The sequence below is a fragment of the Candidatus Eisenbacteria bacterium genome (genome assembly GCA_016235265.1).
In the GTDB taxonomy this organism is placed as follows: domain Bacteria; phylum Eisenbacteria; class RBG-16-71-46; order RBG-16-71-46; family JACRLI01; genus JACRLI01.
In genome coordinates, this window is the sequence record JACRLI010000014.1 from 151,039 (window position 1) to 168,206 (window position 17,168).

The 17,168-nt window shown below is 71.7% G+C and carries 16 protein-coding genes; 5 read left to right on the forward strand and 11 right to left on the reverse strand.

Annotated elements, in window-relative coordinates:
• Positions 1-67: 67 nt before the first annotated feature.
• Positions 68-2,179, reverse strand: coding sequence for a hypothetical protein (locus tag HZB25_07205; protein ID MBI5837014.1), 2,112 nt, complete (start codon positions 2,177-2,179; stop codon positions 68-70).
• Positions 2,180-2,486: 307 nt separating this feature from the next.
• Here HZB25_07205 and typA point away from each other — a divergent pair, with 307 nt between their 5' ends.
• On the forward strand, positions 2,487-4,310 hold the full coding sequence (typA, locus tag HZB25_07210) for a translational GTPase TypA (protein MBI5837015.1): 1,824 nt from the start codon (positions 2,487-2,489) through the stop codon (positions 4,308-4,310).
• Between the two features lie 98 nt (positions 4,311-4,408).
• On the opposite strand, the gene HZB25_07215 is transcribed toward typA, so the two are convergent.
• Positions 4,409-4,822 carry a hypothetical protein gene (locus HZB25_07215; GenBank protein MBI5837016.1) on the reverse strand — a complete coding sequence of 138 codons (414 nt, stop codon included), beginning with the start codon at positions 4,820-4,822 and terminating at the stop codon, positions 4,409-4,411.
• 211 nt (positions 4,823-5,033) lie between these two features.
• Between HZB25_07215 and HZB25_07220 the strand changes: the two genes are divergently transcribed.
• Positions 5,034-6,116: a Gfo/Idh/MocA family oxidoreductase gene (locus HZB25_07220; GenBank protein ID MBI5837017.1), complete on the forward strand. Its 1,083-nt coding sequence runs from the start codon at positions 5,034-5,036 to the stop codon at positions 6,114-6,116.
• Complete coding sequence (locus tag HZB25_07225; protein ID MBI5837018.1) at positions 6,113-7,084, forward strand: hypothetical protein; 972 nt, start codon at positions 6,113-6,115, stop codon at positions 7,082-7,084. The genes HZB25_07220 and HZB25_07225 overlap by 4 nt, the downstream gene beginning before the upstream one ends.
• A gap of 85 nt (positions 7,085-7,169) precedes the next feature.
• On the opposite strand, the gene HZB25_07230 is transcribed toward HZB25_07225, so the two are convergent.
• From HZB25_07230 to HZB25_07255, 6 genes are all read right to left on the reverse strand, one after another.
• Complete coding sequence (locus tag HZB25_07230; protein ID MBI5837019.1) at positions 7,170-8,522, reverse strand: S8 family serine peptidase; 1,353 nt, start codon at positions 8,520-8,522, stop codon at positions 7,170-7,172.
• Positions 8,523-8,587: 65 nt separating this feature from the next.
• On the reverse strand, positions 8,588-8,983 hold the full coding sequence (locus HZB25_07235; GenBank protein ID MBI5837020.1) for a CHAT domain-containing protein: 396 nt from the start codon (positions 8,981-8,983) through the stop codon (positions 8,588-8,590).
• A gap of 27 nt (positions 8,984-9,010) precedes the next feature.
• A complete protein-coding gene (locus HZB25_07240; GenBank protein ID MBI5837021.1) occupies positions 9,011-11,359 on the reverse strand; it encodes a CHAT domain-containing protein in 2,349 nt (782 codons plus the stop codon).
• 22 nt (positions 11,360-11,381) lie between these two features.
• Positions 11,382-11,993 carry a hypothetical protein gene (locus HZB25_07245; GenBank protein ID MBI5837022.1) on the reverse strand — a complete coding sequence of 204 codons (612 nt, stop codon included), beginning with the start codon at positions 11,991-11,993 and terminating at the stop codon, positions 11,382-11,384.
• Complete coding sequence (locus HZB25_07250) at positions 11,990-12,706, reverse strand: sigma-70 family RNA polymerase sigma factor (GenBank protein MBI5837023.1); 717 nt, start codon at positions 12,704-12,706, stop codon at positions 11,990-11,992. The genes HZB25_07245 and HZB25_07250 overlap by 4 nt, the downstream gene beginning before the upstream one ends.
• Before the next feature lie 409 nt (positions 12,707-13,115).
• Positions 13,116-13,757, reverse strand: a complete 642-nt coding sequence (locus tag HZB25_07255) for a DUF1028 domain-containing protein (protein MBI5837024.1) — start codon at positions 13,755-13,757, stop codon at positions 13,116-13,118.
• 142 nt (positions 13,758-13,899) lie between these two features.
• Here HZB25_07255 and HZB25_07260 point away from each other — a divergent pair, with 142 nt between their 5' ends.
• Positions 13,900-14,286, forward strand: coding sequence for a sulfurtransferase (locus HZB25_07260; protein MBI5837025.1), 387 nt, complete (start codon positions 13,900-13,902; stop codon positions 14,284-14,286).
• 29 nt (positions 14,287-14,315) lie between these two features.
• Here the strand turns inward: HZB25_07260 and HZB25_07265 are convergent, their stop codons facing one another.
• The 3 genes from HZB25_07265 to HZB25_07275 are packed head-to-tail and all read right to left on the reverse strand — an operon-like array spanning position 14,316 to position 16,829.
• Positions 14,316-15,248, reverse strand: a complete 933-nt coding sequence (locus tag HZB25_07265) for an MCE family protein (protein MBI5837026.1) — start codon at positions 15,246-15,248, stop codon at positions 14,316-14,318.
• The gene (locus HZB25_07270; protein ID MBI5837027.1) at positions 15,245-16,042 is read right to left on the reverse strand and encodes an ATP-binding cassette domain-containing protein; all 798 of its coding nucleotides are present in this window, start codon (positions 16,040-16,042) and stop codon (positions 15,245-15,247) included. Before HZB25_07270 ends, HZB25_07265 begins: the two co-directional genes overlap by 4 nt.
• 1 nt (position 16,043) lies before the next feature.
• The gene (locus HZB25_07275; GenBank protein ID MBI5837028.1) at positions 16,044-16,829 is read right to left on the reverse strand and encodes an ABC transporter permease; all 786 of its coding nucleotides are present in this window, start codon (positions 16,827-16,829) and stop codon (positions 16,044-16,046) included.
• A 193-nt stretch (positions 16,830-17,022) separates the two neighbouring features.
• On the opposite strand from HZB25_07275, the gene HZB25_07280 reads away from it, so the two are divergent.
• Positions 17,023-17,168, forward strand: a 146-nt coding sequence (locus HZB25_07280; protein ID MBI5837029.1) for a hypothetical protein, incomplete at its 3' end; no start/stop codon positions are given.

The following is a 17,168-nucleotide window of genomic DNA, read 5'->3' on the forward strand; positions in this document are numbered from 1 at the left end:
GACGGCCATGGAGATTCATCATCGAGGATTGGCAATAAGAGTACGCTCTTCCATCCCGGTGTCAATATCACTTGGAGAGGGCCGAATCAGACTCCCTTCCTGCCTCCTTGAGCAGTCCGGTCGCCCGCTCCAGCCGCGCCGCCGTCCCCGGTTCCCCCCGACCCCGCGTCGCCGCCACGCCGGCCTCCAGCGTGCGAATGGCCCCCGCAAAGTCCCCCAGCCGCGCCTGGCACGTGGCCAGCCGGTCCCAGCCGCGCCCATCCTCCGGATGGCGCTCCACGGCGTGTCGAAGCAGTGGCAGTGCGCCGGCGTCGTCGCCGCGCAGCAGGCACACGCGGGCCAGTCGCGACTCGAGTTTCTCGTTCGTCGGATCCCGTCGCAGGCTCTCACGCATCAGGGGCACTGCGTCGGCCAGGATCTCGCGGGTGAGGGCGCGGTCCAGCGGGCGCAAGTCCAGGCGCGGCATGCGGCGCCCCGCTGCCGCCTCGCCCATGGGCAGTCGTGCGAGCATCCACCATGCCGTGTCCACGCGGGCCGCGTAGGTGCTCCCGGGAGCGCGCTCGGCCGCCAGCAGTTCCGTGAAGAACACGGGGTCGTCCGCGCGCCACAGCAGGTGGGCGCTGCCGGCGTCCCACAGGTCCACGCCGGCCTTGCGCGCGTACTCCAGCGTGGCGTGGCGGCGGTGGGCTAGCATCTCCGCTGCGACGTCTCCGTGGCGAGCCACCCAGGCGTCGGTCAGGCCCAGGCGGTCCAGCGTGCGCACGCCGGAGTAGTAGGGGATCGCGCCGACACAATCCATGGCCACGTGCGCGTCGCGCGGGAGCAGCCCGGCCCGCACCAGGCCCGCGAGGCGCAGACCCTCCGGCTTCACGGTGTCCAGGAATAGCCGATGCTCCTCCGCCCGTATTCCGACCTGGTGGCGCGTGAGATCGTCCATGAGCGAGCGGTGAAGCGCCGCCAACTGGCGCAGGCCGGGTAACCGGTGCAGGTAGTCGCGGTCCGCATCGAGGAATCCCGCCGCTTCGGGCTTTTCGCTCCAGCGCCCGGGGTAGCCGGGAAGGTAGCTGCCGGGATACTGCAGGTGGGACTGCAGCGGCAGGTCCACTGTACCCACCAGGATCAGGAGCGCGCACGCGCCGGCCAGTGCGCGTCCCGCGGGCAGGGCCGCGATGCGGCGTAGTCCATCCGCCAGCAGCAGGAACACCAGCGGGAAGTAGAAATCAATCAGACGGTATTCAAAGTGGTCGCCGCCCACGGCGGCCGCGTAGAGCACGTGCGGCAGGATCAGAGCGGCGACTACGAGCGGCACGCGCGACGTCCCGCGCGCGCGGTGCCACGCCACGGCTGCGACCAGCAGCGGGATCCACGCCCACGCCGCGTACTCGAGCGCGAATTGCAGCAGGTAGCGCCCGCCCAGGCCCCACCACGAGCCGCCGCCCACCTTGGCGTAGTAGGTATTGGGCAGGCACGAGCCGTAGTACGCGAATCGGAACGCCACGTGCGAAGCCACCACCGCGAGCCCCGGGGCGGCGCGCAGCAGGAAGAACGGAATGTGCAGCCGGCCGCGCGCACGCAGCGCCACGGCCGCGGCTCCCAGCGCGCAGAACATCAGCAGCAGGCCCTCGGGACGGGTGAGCGCGGCGAGGCCGAAGAGCAGCGGGGAGAGGGGGCGGAGCAGATCCCGGCCCTCGGTCTCCGCATCCAGTTCCACCAGCAGCCGCAGCGTCCCGCCGACCACCAGCAGCTCGAAGAGGCGCGTCTCCAGCCCGCCGGTGCTCCATACCGCCACGCTGCGCGTGAGTGCCAGGGCCAGCGGCGCGAACACCACGATCCACGCCGGCCCGCCCGCCTTCCGCGCGCGCCACGCGAATGCCGCCACCACCGCCCACAGCAACGCCGTGGCCAGGAGGCTCAGCCCGTGGGCCGCCTTCTCGGGGGCCAGGCCCGCGCGGTCGAACGCCGAGAGCAGCACCATCCACAGGAAGTTGGTGTAGCCCTCCACGCGCTCTTGACCCGGGTTGAACACCAGCCCGTGGCCCTGCGCCAGGTTGTGCGCGTAGCGGAAGGAGATGAAGGCGTCGTCGGTGAGGAAGAGATAGAGGAGCGAGTGGGCCAGGAGCACGAGCAGCGTGAGCAGGAGCGCTGCGCGCACGGCGTGGGCCGTGACGGGGGACATCATCCCCGCCGCTCCCCGGGCGGCGGGTCCGCGATCTGGCTGTTCTGGGTGGTCGAGCCTGCCGGGCCGCATGGATCCGCCTCCTCCCTGGCCGAATAGGATACCCCAGGTGGCCCCCTCCCGTGGGGCGGCATCGCCCGCCCCACGGTCGCCCCAAATATGCTATCCTACAGCGTTCCGCGCGAAGCATGATTCCCCGGGCGCCGGCCGCCGTTTGCGGCCGCCGCCGGCATGGCCCTCACCGGGTAGCCCCGGGAGCGCAGCAGGCTAACGCGCCCATCCCGAACCCGGACCAGAGGAGCACCCCGCCTTGACCCGTCGTGACGACCTCCGAAACATCGCCATCATCGCCCACGTGGACCACGGCAAGACCACGCTGGTGGACGCCATGCTGTGGCAGAGCGGCACCTTCCGCGCCAACGAGACCGTCCAGGAGCGGGTCATGGACTCCAACGACCTGGAGCGCGAGAAGGGCATCACCATCCTGGCCAAGAACACCTCGGTGCACTTCGAGGGCCACAAGATCAACATCGTGGACACCCCCGGCCACGCCGACTTCGGCGGCGAGGTGGAGCGCACCCTGACCATGGTGGACGGCGTGCTGCTGCTGGTGGACGCCTCCGAGGGCCCGCTGCCCCAGACGCGCTTCGTGCTGATGAAGGCGCTGGAACTCAAGCTGCAGCCGATGGTGGTGATCAACAAGATCGACCGCAAGGACGCCCGCGCCGTGGAGGTGCTGGACGAGGTCTACGACCTGTTCATCGACCTCGACGCCGACGTGCACCAGCTGGAGTTCCCGGTGATCTACGCCAACGCCCGCGCCGGCACCTGCCGCATGTCGCCCGAGGGCCCGGACTCCAACTTGAAGCCCCTGTTCGAGGCGATCCTCGAGCACATCCCCGCCCCCAAGGTGGATCCCGCGAAGCCGCTTCAGTTCCAGGTGACCACCCTGGACTACGATGACTTCGTGGGCCGGCTGGCCATCGGGCGCATCGTGAGCGGCACGGTGAAGATGGCCCAGCAGGTGGTGCTCATCAACCGCGAGGGGCAGCAGTCGCAGGCCAAGATCACGGCGCTCTACACCTTCGAGGGGCTCAAGCGCGTGCCGGTGCAGGAAGCGCACGCCGGGGAGATCGTGGCGCTGGCGGGAGTGGCCGACCTGGGCATCGGCGACACCATCGGCGACCCCGAGAACCCCATGGCGCTCCCGCCGATCCACATTGACGAGCCGACCGTCTCGATGATCTTCAGCATCAACACCTCGCCCTTTGTGGGCACCGACGGCAAGTACGTCACCTCGCGGCATCTGCGCGAGCGGCTGGAGAAGGAAGTGTTCTCGAACGTGGCCATCCGCCTGGAGCTCACCGAGACGCCCGACGCGTTCAAGGTGTCCGGGCGCGGAGAGCTGCAGCTGGCGATCCTGATCGAGATGATGCGCCGCGAGGGCTTCGAGCTCTCGGTGAGCCGCCCCGAGGTGATCACCCACGTCGAGAAGGGCACCGTGATGGAGCCCATGGAAATGGTGGTGATCGACTGCCCCGAGGAGTTCGTGGGGGTGGTGACGCAGAAGTTGGGGCCCCGCAAGGGCCGCATGACCAAGATGGTCAACCACGGCACCGGGCGCGTGCGGCTGGAGTTCCGCATTCCCTCGCGCGGGCTGATCGGGTTCCGCAGCCAGTTCCTCACCGACACCCGGGGCACCGGCCTGCTGAACCACATCTTCGACGGCTACGAGCCGTGGACGGGCTCGATGCCCACCCGCAAGACCGGCGCCCTGGTGGCCGACCGCTCCGGCCGCTGCACCGCCTACGCCATCGAGCACATGCAGGAGCGTGGCGAGGTGTTCATGTCCCCCGGCGACCAGGTCTACATGGGCATGGTGGTGGGGGAGAACGCGCGCGAAAGCGACATGGACGTGAACATCACCAAGGAGAAGAAGCTCACCAACATGCGCGCCGCCGGCTCCGACGACACCACCAAGCTGATCCCCCCGCGGGTCATGAGCCTGGAGCAGACGCTGGAGTTCCTGGCCGACGACGAGCTGGCCGAGGTCACGCCGCGCTTCCTGCGGGTGCGCAAGCGCTTCCTGGACCCGCTGCAGCGGCCGCGGAAGAACGCGCTGCCGGCGCAATAGCGCGCCTCACACCCGGGTTGCGGTCCGCGCCTCGCGTTCCGGGCGCGACCCGCGTGTCACGTCCGGGTTGCGGCCTGCGCGGGCTGCGGCCCGCCCTCCTAGGTCGCGTTCGCGGGCCGGGCCTTGGGAGCCGGCTTCTTCGCCGCGGGCGCGGCGCTCTTCGCCACTTCCGCCGACAACTTGTGCGGCTTCGCGTCCATCGGGCAGCGCGGGCACTTGCCCGGGCCGGCAACCGGCTGGTTGTCCGTGGGGCAGGTGTACATCGTGGACATCTTCGCCAGCTTGAGACCGTGGTGCGGACACGTACCGGGCCCGCTGCTCTCGAAGACGCAGCCGGGGCGCGGGCAGTCGTACACGAACTTGGTTCCGGAAACGGTCGGGTGCCCCTGCGGGGCGGCGGCCGGCTTCTTGTCCATGCCGGGGTAGGCTCGGGCCTGCCCGGCGGCGAGACCCAGGACCACCGTCAGCAGGGCGGCGCGCGCCAGCGCGCCGGCGAGGTGATTGCGAATCATCAAGTGACTCCTCCCTGAAGGAAAATCGATACCTCGAGGCCATGCGTCGGGGGTATTCCGGCCAGGACCAGCCTGGCCGCGGGCTTGGGAGCCCCGGGGCGTCCCGGCCCACGGTGCGCCCTCTCCTTGGATGCGCTAGACTCGTCCGGAGTGTCCCGGAATTCGCCCTGGATCCCGCCCTCCTGGAAGACCTGAAACCCGAGGAGCGCCCATGCCCGAACCGATTCGCGTTGCCCTGATCGGCGCCGGTTTCGCACGCCGCGTGCAGGGCCCGGCCTTTCGCAGGCACCCCGACTACAAGCTGGTGGGAATCGCCAGCGCCCGCCTCGAAAGCGCCAGGGCCGCGGCCGACGAACTGGGCGTGAAATACGCCTCCGACGACTGGAAACGCATGCTCGATGAGGTGGACTGCGACCTGGTGAGCGTGGTGACGCCACCGAAGCTGCACCACCCCCAGGCGCGGCGCGCGCTGGAGCTGGGCCGGGACCTGCTGTTGGAGAAGCCCACCGCCATGGACGCGGCCGAGGCGGAGGACCTGCTCCGGTTCGCCCGCGAGCGCGGCCGGGTGCACGCCCTGAACCACGAGTACCGCATGATGCCCGCGCGGGCCTTTGCGCGCGAGCTGCTCCGGCGCGGCGACATCGGCCCGCTCACGCGCTTCGAGGCGCGCAGCCACTACGACTTCTTCAACCCCCACCGCGGGATCGCCTGGCGCTGGCTGTGCGACGCCGGCATGGGCGGGGGCATGTGGGGCGCCATCGGGTCGCACCTGGTGGACTACGCGCAGTGGGTGGCCGGGCCGGTCACCTCGGTGTCGGCGACGATGGAGAACCACTTCCCGACGCGACCCGACGCCTCCGGCACGCCCAGGCCGGTCACGGCTGACGACGCTTTCGTGGTGACCGCCGAATTCAAGGACGGCGCCACCGGGGTGCTCGAGGCCAGCGCCGTGGTGTCCCACCGCGACGACGTCTTCGAGCTGCATGGCGAGCACGGCAGCCTGTTCGTGGAGAACGACGTGCTGTTCCGCGCGCGCCCGGGGCACCCGCGCGAGCAGGTGTCGGTGGAGAAGGAGTTCGACATCCAGCGCCACGGCGAGGATGCCCGGCTCGATCCCTTCTACGCGCTGCTCACCGGGCTGGCGACCAGCGTGCGCGACCGATCCGGGTTCCATCCCAACCTGGAGGATGGCGTGGCCACCCAGCGCGTGCTGGATGCGGCGCGAGCCTCGCACGCGCAGGGCCGCCGCGTGGCGGTCGAGGCGGGCGCGGTGGGCCGGATGGGAGGCGCATGAGGCCGGGGGCCGCGCTGGTTCGCGCCACGCTGCTCCTGGCGGCCCTGGTGTGCGCCTGGTCCCCGGCGGAGGCGCGCAACAAGCGCCCGCGCGCCCGTGCCGCGCCGACCGAGGTGGTGGCCACCGAGACGCTGCCGGTGTCGCGGCCCGTCACCGGCCTCGGCACCCACCCCGTGTGGGACGACGGCAAGGCGGAGATCTCGATCTACGCGGGCACGGCGCGCAACCGCGCCGGCGACACCGTGCGCGTGGAGGCCCGCTCGATCGTGGTCAAGGAGGACTTCGACCGGAGGCTGCTGGTGAAGTCCGACGCCGCGCCCGGCCCGAAGGTGAACTTCCCGGTGCTCAAGCAGAACTTCTTCCTCGATGTGCCCGCCGGCACCTACACCGAGCACCTGATGACCTCCAGCTTCCTCGACGCGCGCGCCTGGAAACTGGTGAAGCTCTCGGCCACCTCGCAGGACGGCTGCGGCATGACCTGGGTGGAGGTGAAGCCGCCCCTGCCCGGGGCGAGGCCCGCGAACCAGCCGTGGACCCACCGCTCCGGCTCCTACTGGGACGAGGAAGGGGACCGGGAGCTGCGCCTGGAGGCCGGCGCCGGCGCCCAGGCCCTGGACGCCCTGCCGCTGTGGCTGCGCGGCGTGGACCTGGGCCGCGGCGGGGACATCGGCTTTGACCTGCTCCCGTCCCAGGCGGCCGCGCGGGTGCAGCGCACCGGGCTGGTGCCGGCGCTGGTGCACGTGGCGGAGGCCGAGTCGCTCACCGTGCCCGCGGGTCGCTTCCCGGCGCGGCGCGTGGAGGTGCGCTACCTGGACGTGGTGGATGTCTATCACTTCGAGTCGGTGTTCCCGAACCGCCTGCTGCGCGTGGAAACGCAGAAGGGCGTGACGCTGGAGCTGAAGAAGTCGCTGCGCCTCGACTACTGGAACCACACCCGCCCGGGCGACGAGAAGCTGCTGGCGGACTGAGAGGCGCTTCAGCGGATGGAAACGAAGCCGGCGCGGCCCTTGCGGACCGCGCCGGTCTCTTTTGCCTGTCTTCCCGCGCCCAGGACTACTTCCGGCGCGTGAGGTCGCCGTCCCCGCCGCCCGAGTTCCACGCCATGGTGGAGTCGGCCCGCAGCGCGGCGCCGGCGTCCAGGGAGCCCACGCCCAGCTTGCCGGCCTGCTCGCTTCGCGAGGTGGCCACCGGTCCCGCGGTGGCCGTGAGGCGCTGGATCACCTGGTCGTGGTTCCAGTTCGGGTGCAGCGAAAGCAGCAGCGCCGAGGTGCCGCTCACGAACGGCGCGGACATCGAGGTGCCGCTCCAGAGCATGTACCGGTTGCCCGGGAACGCGCTGCGCACCCCGACACCGGGGGCGCTCACGGCCACGAAGCCGCCGAACGAGGTGAAGGGGGCGGCGGTGCCCATGGCGTCCATCGCGGCCACGGCCAGGGCTGCGTGCGCATGGGCGGGGTATTCCTCGGGGTGCTCGGCGCCCCAGTTGCCGGCCGACGCCACGCACACCACCCCGGTGGCCCTCGCGTCGTTCAGTGCCTGCTTGATGGCCGGGCTCTCCTGCAGCGTGCCCAGGCTCAGGTTGATCACCCGTGCGCCGTTGGCCATCGCCCAGCGGATGCCGGAGGCGACGTCCATGACGTCGCCGCGGCCGTCGGAGTTGAGCACCCGCACGATCAACAGCCGGGCCGCCGGGGCGGTCAGGGCCGCAATGCCGGCGACGTGCGTGCCATGGCCGAGCGCCTCGTCGAGGATGCCGTTGCCGTTGCTGTCCACTCCGTAGGCGCGGTCGGTGAAGTCGGAGTTCCGGTCCACGAAGTTCCAGCCGCCCACCACGTGCCCGCGGAGCGCGGGGTGCGAAGCGTCGGCGCCGTTGTCGAGGATGGCGATGGTCACGCCCGCCCCCTGGCTGAAACGATGCGCCTGGGAAAGGTGGATGGCGGCCCCGGCCGGCTGCTCCATGAACGCTTTCGGCGTGCCGCCACCGTCGTCGAATGCCCAGCTCTGCTGGCGGGTCTCGGCGGGTTCGAAGAGGACGTTGCGCTCGGCACTGGCCACGCGCGGGTCAAGCGCCATCCGCGCAGCCACGGTGTCGGGGTTGGTGCCGAAGGGAGCGAGGAACTTCGCGTAGCCCTCGTCGTCGGTTTCGATGAGTGTCACCGCGTAGGCGACAGCGAGCGCCGGGGCGTCGCGGACGTCGAGCAGGGAGAGCACCACTTCCTGTGGGTCGCCGGTCTGATCGGCCGTGGCGTTGCCGGGGTGTCCGGGGAGCGGGCTGACTCCCACAAGGGGCGACAGCGGCGCCTGCCTGCTGCAGGATGCCAGGACCAGCGCCAGCCCCAGGGCCAGAAGCTGCGCGGCGATCCTGGCGGGGCCGGTTCTCTCAGGAATCTGCTGGTGCGGACTCATGGGCTCTCCTCCGGGGGGTAGTTGCCACCTGAATTTGATGCGAGAAATGTCTCAAAGTTCCGCGCCTACAGCGTCTTCTCGGCTGTTCCGGGCACCTTCCCCGGCCCCGCTGCCGCCGGTCCCCCCAGCACCACGAACCCCGCCCAGTCCAGCGGATGGATCCCGTCCCGGTTGCACCCGGACTGCACGTCCGCCAGGGCGCCCGCCGGACCCGCCCCGGCCGCCATGCGCCCGTAGACGGCCGACATGAGCCGGGAGGTGGCCCGATCGTCCACATCCCATTGCGACGCGATCACCGCACCCGCTCCCGCCACGAGGAAGGAGCGCGCCAGCCCGAACCACTCCTCGCCCGGCCGGACCAGGGCCCGGGCCGTCTGGCAGGCGGAAAGCGTGACCCAGCGGGCTCGGAGGCGCAGCCCCGCCAGCTCCGAGGCGAGCAGCCAGCGGTCGGAGAGCTGCAGCCCGCTGGCATTCGGGGCATCCGCGCGCTAGTGACCGTGGCCCGCAAAATGGATCCACTCGGCGCGCGGGGCCAGATCCAGGAATCGCTCCGCCGTGGCCTCCGCACCCGCCAGCAGTCTGGCCTGCGGAAATTCCCGCAGCAGCGCGCGGGTCTCCGGCTCCACGTTCTCCAACTCGCCGGCGTCCGCGGCCACGATCAGGGGCGGGGAGGTGGCCGTGGGACTCGCGGTCCGCGCGCCCGCCAGGCCCAGGCGCAGGCCCGGGACCACCACCAGGCTCATGGCCTCGCACAACGCCCGGCCGTCGGGCAGCGGCAGCGCGGCCCATGGCAGCCGCGCCAGCGGCCCCACGGGCGCCACCGCCAGCCCCCGCGGCAGGCCGGCGGGGAGGGACGGCCCCAGCGCGGGCCACAGCGCCAGCGCGGCCAGCTCCGCCAGGGTGGCACCCGGCGCGCCCGCCGGGCCCGGGGCACCCGCGCCGGAGAATGTGGCGCTGCGCAACTGGAACAGCAGCGAGTGCACCAGGCGCGTGACCTGAGCCTCGTTGGCCATTCCCAGCCGGCCGGAGAGGCGGTGACGGCCGGCGGTGATCGCACCCAGGCTGCCCCGGTGGAGCAGGTAGTCAATGAGCAGCACATCCTGGGGCAGTGCCTTCTGCAGCGCGGCGGCGCGGATCATCCGGGGCGCGGCGCGCAGCGCGCGCCGCAGCGCCGGCGACTCCGGGCCGGGCTCCACGGGGCGCCGCCCCGCCGGCGTGGCCTCGGGCACGGCTTCGCCCGAACGGGCGGTGCGCTCCCGCTCGCGGGCCATTCGCGCCGCGGCCCACGCGCGGACCTTGCCGGGAATCTCCCCGCCCCTGCCGCCGCCGCGCGCCGTGGGGCCGACCAGGGCGCGCCCGCGCCCGCCTTCCAGGGCCTCCAGCGCCTCGGCCACCCGGCCCTGCTCCAGCTCCAGCGCAGCGAGCTCGCGGTGTGGCCAGCCCCACTCGCCCCAGAACGTGGACCGCCACTGCTCGTCGAGGACGCGCGCCGCCAGCCGTTCCGACTCCCGCGCCGCCCGGCGCAGGAAGCGCCGCGCGGCGGCCAGATCTCCCGCGGCGCGCGCCACGCCGGCTTCCGCGGCCAGCGCCAGGTGCCGCAGCCGCGGGGAGGCCGGGCGCCGGCCCGGGCCGCGCAGGCGCGCAAGGCAGGCCGCGGCGCGCCTGCGCTCACCGCCCTCCAGCAGGGCGCGCGCCAGGAGCGCCAGCGAGCAGCCTTCACGCTCGGAGTCGCCGGCACGCGCGAAGCGCCTGCGGGCCGCCGAGAGCAGCGCCGCCGCCGCGCGCGGGTTGCCGGCACGCCACCACACCGTGGCGTAGCCCACCAGGGATTCACCGGCCCACACGAGATTCCCCTCGGCGTGGAAGGCAGCCAGGGTGCGCTCCAGCCGTGCGCGCGCCGCTCCCTCCCGGCCGAGCCTGAACTCGGCCAGAGCGGCGAAAGTCTCGGCCTTGGCCTGCTCGTACTTCAGCGTCAGCGCCCCGCATTCCTCCGCGGCCCGGAGCGCCTCCTCGAGCGCCCGCTCGTGCGCTCCCAGCCGCAGCAGGATTTCCGCGCGGTCCAGCGCCGAGAGCGCCGAGAGGGACGGGCTGCCGGAGTCGCGTGCCTGCTCGCGGACGCGGGCCAGCCCCTCCAGCGCCCGTTCGTGGCGGTGCTCCAGGAAGTCGAGGTACGCCAGGCTGTAGTCCCCGTTCAGGGCGTCGAGCGCGTAGCCGCGGCGGGCGTGCGCGGCGCGGGCTCGCCGGTAGAGCGTGCGAGCCTCATCGCAACGGCCCAGCAGGGACAGGCAGTTGCCGATGTTGCCGTCCACCAGGGCCGCGCCGCGGGTGTCCCCGGCGCGGGCCAGGGCGCGCCGGGCGCCGCGGTAGCGCTCCATGGCGCGGTCCGGCCGGTCCAGCCGGTGGTGCAGGTTGCCCTCGTTGTTGAGCAGGCGGGCCAGCGAGACGCGGTCGCCGCTGCGCTGCAGGAGGCCGCGGCCGCGGGCAGCCTCGCGGCGCGCCTCGTCGTAGTGGCCCAGGTACATGAGGGAATCCACGAGCCCGATGGCGCAGCGGCCTTCCTCGCGCGGCTGGCCCGCGCGGCGGAACCAGTCGCGGGCCCGGCGGTAGGCTGCGGCGGCTTCGGAGGTGCGCCGCAGCCCGCGGAGCACGTGGCCCCGCAGCCGCCACAGTTCGCCGCGCACGGACGGTGCGGCGGCCCGGACGGCGCCGGGGAAGCCCGCCCCCAGCAGTTCAAGGGCGCGGTCGGGGCGGGAGCGTCGCAGCTCGTCCACCCGCCGGAGCAGGTCGGCTGCGGACGGCTGGGCGGTGTCGCGCCGCGAACCGGGCGAAGTCCTCATCGGGGTACCTTCGGGGAAAGGGCTAGAGCTCGACGGGGGGGAGGTGGAACGCCCGTTCGAGGCCGGTCACGCTCACGCGGGCCTGCCCGGTGGGGACATGCTCGATGGCGAAGGCACCGCCGGCGTCGGGCCACGCGGCCCGGCGCTCCTCACCCACCTCGACCACGATGGAACAGAGAGCGGGTTCCGGCGCGTCCAGGCGTCCCCGCAGCGTCACCATGCCCTGCGACTCGAGCTCGATCTCCAGTTCGAACCCCTGTCCGCCGAGGGTGTAGCGCAGGCGGCGCGCCTCGCCCACCGCGCGGCGCGCCAGCGCCGGCGCGGGCTGGGCCCACGAGTCGAACAGCAGTTCCGCCACCCGGGCTGCGGCGCGTCGCACCGGGGACTCCCGGGGCCTGTCCTGGAAGACGGACAACGCCCGCGCGCGCACCGCGTCCGGCACCTCCGGGGTGCGGTCCAGGCGCATCAACTCGAGCGTCCGGCCCACCTCCCGGACGCGCTCGCGGCAGTCGGGGCAGGGCGACGCGAGGTGCACCTCCACGGGGGCCCGCTGCGCCTCGGTGAGGCGGTTCTCCAGGTAGTCGAGGGCGACCTGGGTGTCGATGTGGGGGGACTTCCCGGGTGAGCGCTTCATTCCGCTCTCTCCATGGTCTTGCCCGGGCCGGCCTCGCGGGGCGTCCGCGGGGCCCGGCCGGAGCGCGGGGACTTCTTCGTTCCAGGAGGAGAGGTGGGGGATGCCAATTCGGAAATACCGCCGTCGCCCGAGGCCAGGGCGGCCAGTGCCGCCCGCATGCGGTCAAAGCACCGGGCCCGGGTGGGGCCCAGCGAGCCGATGGGAACCCCGAGCCGCCGGGACAGGTCCGCGTAGGACGGCGTGGGCTCCTCGTAGTACAGCGCCTCCAGGAGCGCCCGGCAGCGGCCCGGGAGCCGGCCCAGGGCCAGGCGAACCAGGGCCTGCTCCTCGAGGAGCTCCAGGTCGGCGTCCGTCTCCGCGGGGCCCGGCAGCCGCTCCAGGCTCTCCGGGTCCGCGGTGGTCAGGGCGTCTTCGCGGCGCTTGCGCAGCGCGGTGGCGCGGGCGATGCGGTCGGCGGTGCTGGAAAGCCATCGGCACAGCGTGCGCGGGTCGCGCATGCGGGGCAGGCCCTTCACCAGGGCGGCGAACACGTCCTGGAACACGTCGGCCATCTCCGGCTCCGCCAGGCGGTAGGAGCGGGCGACGGAGTACACCAGCCGCTCATGGCGGCGCACCAGGGTCTCCCAGGCCCGCGCGTCGCCCCCCAGGCAGAGTTCCACCAGGCGGGCGTCCTCGGTGGGGTCCAGGGACCCGATGCGTGGCGATTCCGACATGCGGGAACAGTATCACAAGAGGGGAATTTCGCGGTGAGAGGTATCAGCGCGACGGACGCGCGCACCTCTGTCCATGAACGCGAAGTTCCGGGCCCGGCCCGGGCGGAAGGACCTTCCCGCCCGGAAGAACGGGAGCCCGGGCTGAGCGGACGGCGCCCGGGAAGCGCCGCCTGGGTCGCGGGGCTGCGTGAACCTTGGGGCTCTCCTGTTTCGGGTTCACGATCCCCGCGACCCGCCAAATATCCGAGTTGCGACACGATCACGGCATTGTGCCGGCGTGCGTGGGATCGTCCATCTGGCCTGGGGGCTTGCTCCAGCGCGGGCAAGGGCCGAAGGACGTGAACCGCGCGCCGGCACGCCCATTGCCATGGCTCCCGGCACGACCTTCGCCGCGGGCCCCGGCATCCCATCACCACGGGGCCGCGGGATTCCCCAGTGCCTGCACGTCCGAGATCACCTTCGGGTCCCTCGGGAACAGCCCCGCCCTGGCCAGCCTCGGCACCAGCTCCACCCACCGGCGCTCCTGCGCGAACACCTCCCGAAACAGCGTGCGCGCCTCGTCGGCGCGGCGGTTGGTGTACATCGAGACCGCCGCCCAGAACTTCAGCTCCACCACTTCGGGCGCCAGCTTCATGGCCCGTTCGTAGGCGTCCAGCGCCTCCACGGTGCGGTTGGCCGCGATGAAATTGTCCCCCTCGTCTTCCAGGTTGCAGGCGCGGCGCAGCCGCACCAGGCGGCGGAGCTCCTGGAGCGGGAGGGGATGATCCTCCACGCGCAGGTCGAAGATCCGGTCCTGCCACGGCTTGCCGGTGGATTTCGCGCGCACCACGATCTGGGCGGCGGACTGCTTCCCGCGAATGTCCCCGCCCGCGGCCTGACCCAGTTCCCCGGTGGCCGGATCGCGGGCCACGATGGAGAAGGTATGGGCCAGCGGGGAAGTCCTGCCCACGGCCGCCGCGAGGGGAGCCGGGGCCGGGCCGGGGGACGTGGCGGCCGGAGGAGTCGTCGCGCCGAGCGCGAGCAGGATCGAAGCGAGACAGGCCGGTACCATGGGGCCTCCTGTTGTCGGGATGGGCCCGGGATCGCGGCTCGCGGGGAGCTGCCTGACCCGGCGGGCACGCTCCGGGGACACCTCCGTTGGATGCGCACCCGGATGGTATACTCCAGCGGGCCGTCAACAAGAGGGGAGAATCATGGAGCACTCACCGGGGTTTCTGGCATTGGTGGACGCCGCCAAGCGGGGCATCCGCGAAATCACCATCGACGAATACCGAGACCGCGCCTCCCACGGCGAGAAATTCCTGCTGGTGGACGTGCGCGAGGACCTCGAGTGGCTGGCGGGGCGCATCCCCGGGGCGGCCCACCTGGGCAAGGGCCTCGTGGAGCGGGACATCGAGAAATCGTTCCCGGACAAGGATGCGCCGCTGGTGTTCTACTGCGGCGGCGGCTTCCGCAGCGCGCTGGTGTGCGACAGCGTGCAGAAGATGGGCTACCGTAACGTGACCTCGCTCGCGGGCGGCTACCATGGCTGGGAGGACGCCGGCCACCCGCTCGACACCCGGCCCCCGCGCGACGAGTGACCCGCGGGGCCGGAACTGCGCCGCCCCGGTCAGAACAGGCTGATCTTGATGTACTTCCTCGGGTTCGCCTGCAGGTCCTGCACCAGGCTGCGCATGTCCTTCACCAGGTCCTTCGACTCGTTGTAGAGCTGCTCGTCACGCGACAGCTTGCCCAGCACGCCACGGCCGGCGCTGGCGTCGCCGAGCAGGCTGTCCAGTCGCGCGGTGGCGCTGGCCGCGTGCTCGTACATCGCGGGATCCTTGAGGAAGCGACCCGCCGTGCCGGGCCCCTGGAGGGCTGAGCCCAGCGAGTCCACCGTGTGGCCCACCCGCACCAGGGCCTGCGTGGCCTGTTCCTGGTTGCGGCCGAGCGCCCGGGTGAGCGTCCGCATGTCCCGGGCCAGCGCCAACAGCTCGTCGTGCAGCTCCGCCGAGCGCATCGCCCGGCCCACGCTGCCTTCGCCGCGCGCCATCACGGCGGTCAGCGTGTCGAGGTGCGCCAGCACCGGCGAGAGCTGCGTGAGCGGGCTGTTCCTGCCGCTCACCATCTCCATGGGGTCGGACTGCTCCACGCCGCGGATCTCACCGCCGGGCGCGATCGCCGGCTGATCCTGCGAGCCCGCGGTGATCTGGAGGAACTTGTCCCCGAAGAAGCTGATGGCGTTGATGGACGCCTCTGAGTCGCGCCGGATGAACGGCCACGAGACCTTGTTCACGGTGGCGGTGACCTCGATGGTGTGCGTGGCGGCGAAGTGGTCCAGCGAGATCTTCTCCACCTGTCCCACCTCGAGCCCGTTGAGCCGCACCGGCGCGCCCACCACCAGGCCGCGGACGTCCTTGAAGTTCGCGCGGAACGTCTTCTTGGCGCCGATCATCACCGCGTCGCCGCCCTTGATCGAGGCCCACAGCAGGAATCCGATCGCGGCCACCGCCACGATTCCGATCTGCACCTGGCCCCAGCGAATGTCACCGGCCCGCTTCATGGCAATGTCCCCTGTTCCGCGCCGAATTCGGGATGCAGGCTGTGAAACGCATCCCGCAGCGTCTTCTTGAATGGTTCCAGGAAGCTCATCACGAATGGTTCCTCGCAGCCCGCGAGCTGCTCGGCGTCGCCGTCGAACGCCACCTTCCCGTCGGACAGCACCAGGAAGCTGGTGCCCAGCTTGAGCGCGTCGGGGATCTGGTGGGTGACCACCACGGAGGTGATCTTGAGTTGGGTCTGGAGGTTCACGATGACGTCGGTGATCGTCTCCAGCGTGATCGGGTCGAGCCCGGTGGTGGGCTCGTCGTACAGCATGTGCGTGGGATTGCAGGCGGCCAGCGCCCGCGCGATGGCCACGCGCCGCTGCATCCCGATGCTCAGCTGGTCGGGAAGGTGGTCGAGGATGTCCGGGTCGAGCCCCACCAGCGAGAGGTAGCGGCGCACTTCGGACTCCACCTCCTGCAGCGACTTCCGGCTGCGCTCCAGGAACGAGTAGCCCACGTTCTCGCCCACGGTGAGCGAGTCGAACAGGGCGCCCTCCTGGAACACCATCCCGATCTTGCGGCGCACCGAGTTCACCTCGTCCCGACCGGCGCGGGCCACGTCCACGCCGTCCACCAGGATGGAGCCGCTCTCGGGCCGCAGCAGGCCCACGATCAGCTTCAGCACCGTGGACTTGCCGGTGCCCGACGGGCCCATCACCACGCGGGTGGTCCCGGCGCGCACGGTGAAGCTGACGCCGTCGAGCACCTTCAGCGGGCCGTAGCGGAAATGCACGTCGCGGAACTCGATCACTTCACCACCCCAGCAGCGTGAAGATGAAACGGGTCATCACCGCGTCCCCGACGAGGATGCTGACCGAGGAGATCACCACCGACTCGGTGGTGGACTTGCCCACGCCGCGCGTGCCACCGCGGGTGGTGAACCCCTTGTAGTTGGCCACGGTGGCGATGACCAGCGCGTACAGGAACGGCTTGACCATGCCCACCGTCATGTTGGCGAAGGTCATGTAGGCGCGGACCATGCTCCAGTACGTGGTCGCCGACACCCGCGCCATGTACACCGAGATCAGCTGCCCGCCGAAGAGCATCAGCAGGTCCGAGATCAGCGTGAGGCAGGGGAGCATGACCAGCAGCGCCCATATCCGCGGCACCGCCAGCTTGCGCACCGGGTCGGTGCCGAAGGCGGTGAGCGCATCGATCTGGTTGGAGCTCTTCATGGCGCCCAGCTCGGCGGTGATGCCCGAGGAAATCCGCGCCGCCACCACCAGCCCGGTGAGCGTGGGGCCCAGCGCGCGCACCACCGCCACCACCATGAGCTTGCCCAGGTAGGTCTCGGAGCCCATGTTCTGAAGTTCGCGCGCGAGCTGGATGGCCAGCGCCTGCCCCGAGAAGAACGCGCACAGCAGCACCAGGTACAGCGAGCCCCAGCCGACGAAGTGCAGCTGCTCGTAGATGTCGCGCCAGTAGAAGGGCGGCGACACGCACAGGACCAGCGACCGCGCGGTGAACAGGACGTAGTTCTGGACGCCCAGCAGGCTGTGCTTGAGGCGGTTCTGGACCGCCGCCAACTGCTCGAACACGGGGGGCCTCGGGACAAGTGGCACGGGGGGACGGGCGCGCGCCCGTCCCGGTGGGCGAAACTCCGGCGAGAATAGGCCAAAACACGCGGACGGAGAAGGGCCTTGGTTGTGCGGCCCGCGCCCAGCGCGTATCCTCGGCCCTCGCTGCGGACGCGCCCGTGTTGGATCCGCGACCGCCGGAAGGAGTGCACCCGTGAATCGTTTCCTGGTCCAGGCGAAGGCCGTGCTCACCATGGACCCCGCGCGCCCCCTGGTCGAGGGCGGGGCCACGGTGGTGGACGACGGCCGTGTCGCCGCGGTGCTGGACCCCGCGCAGCTGCGCGAGGCCGCCGCGGGCGC

Bases quoted from the DNA above. Each gene is read 5' to 3' on its own strand.
- HZB25_07205 (MBI5837014.1), bottom strand. From the start codon at position 2,179: ATGATGTCCCCCGTCACGGCCCACGCCGTGCGCGCAGCGCTCCTGCTC.
- HZB25_07265 (MBI5837026.1), bottom strand. From the start codon at position 15,248: ATGAAGCGGGCCGGTGACATTCGCTGGGGCCAGGTGCAGATCGGAATC.
- HZB25_07225 (MBI5837018.1), top strand. From the start codon at position 6,113: ATGAGGCCGGGGGCCGCGCTGGTTCGCGCCACGCTGCTCCTGGCGGCC.
- HZB25_07250 (MBI5837023.1), bottom strand. From the start codon at position 12,706: ATGTCGGAATCGCCACGCATCGGGTCCCTGGACCCCACCGAGGACGCC.
- HZB25_07245 (MBI5837022.1), bottom strand. From the start codon at position 11,993: ATGAAGCGCTCACCCGGGAAGTCCCCCCACATCGACACCCAGGTCGCC.
- HZB25_07215 (MBI5837016.1), bottom strand. From the start codon at position 4,822: ATGATTCGCAATCACCTCGCCGGCGCGCTGGCGCGCGCCGCCCTGCTG.
- HZB25_07220 (MBI5837017.1), top strand. From the start codon at position 5,034: ATGCCCGAACCGATTCGCGTTGCCCTGATCGGCGCCGGTTTCGCACGC.
- HZB25_07230 (MBI5837019.1), bottom strand. From the start codon at position 8,522: ATGAGTCCGCACCAGCAGATTCCTGAGAGAACCGGCCCCGCCAGGATC.
- HZB25_07260 (MBI5837025.1), top strand. From the start codon at position 13,900: ATGGAGCACTCACCGGGGTTTCTGGCATTGGTGGACGCCGCCAAGCGG.
- HZB25_07240 (MBI5837021.1), bottom strand. From the start codon at position 11,359: ATGAGGACTTCGCCCGGTTCGCGGCGCGACACCGCCCAGCCGTCCGCA.
- HZB25_07255 (MBI5837024.1), bottom strand. From the start codon at position 13,757: ATGGTACCGGCCTGTCTCGCTTCGATCCTGCTCGCGCTCGGCGCGACG.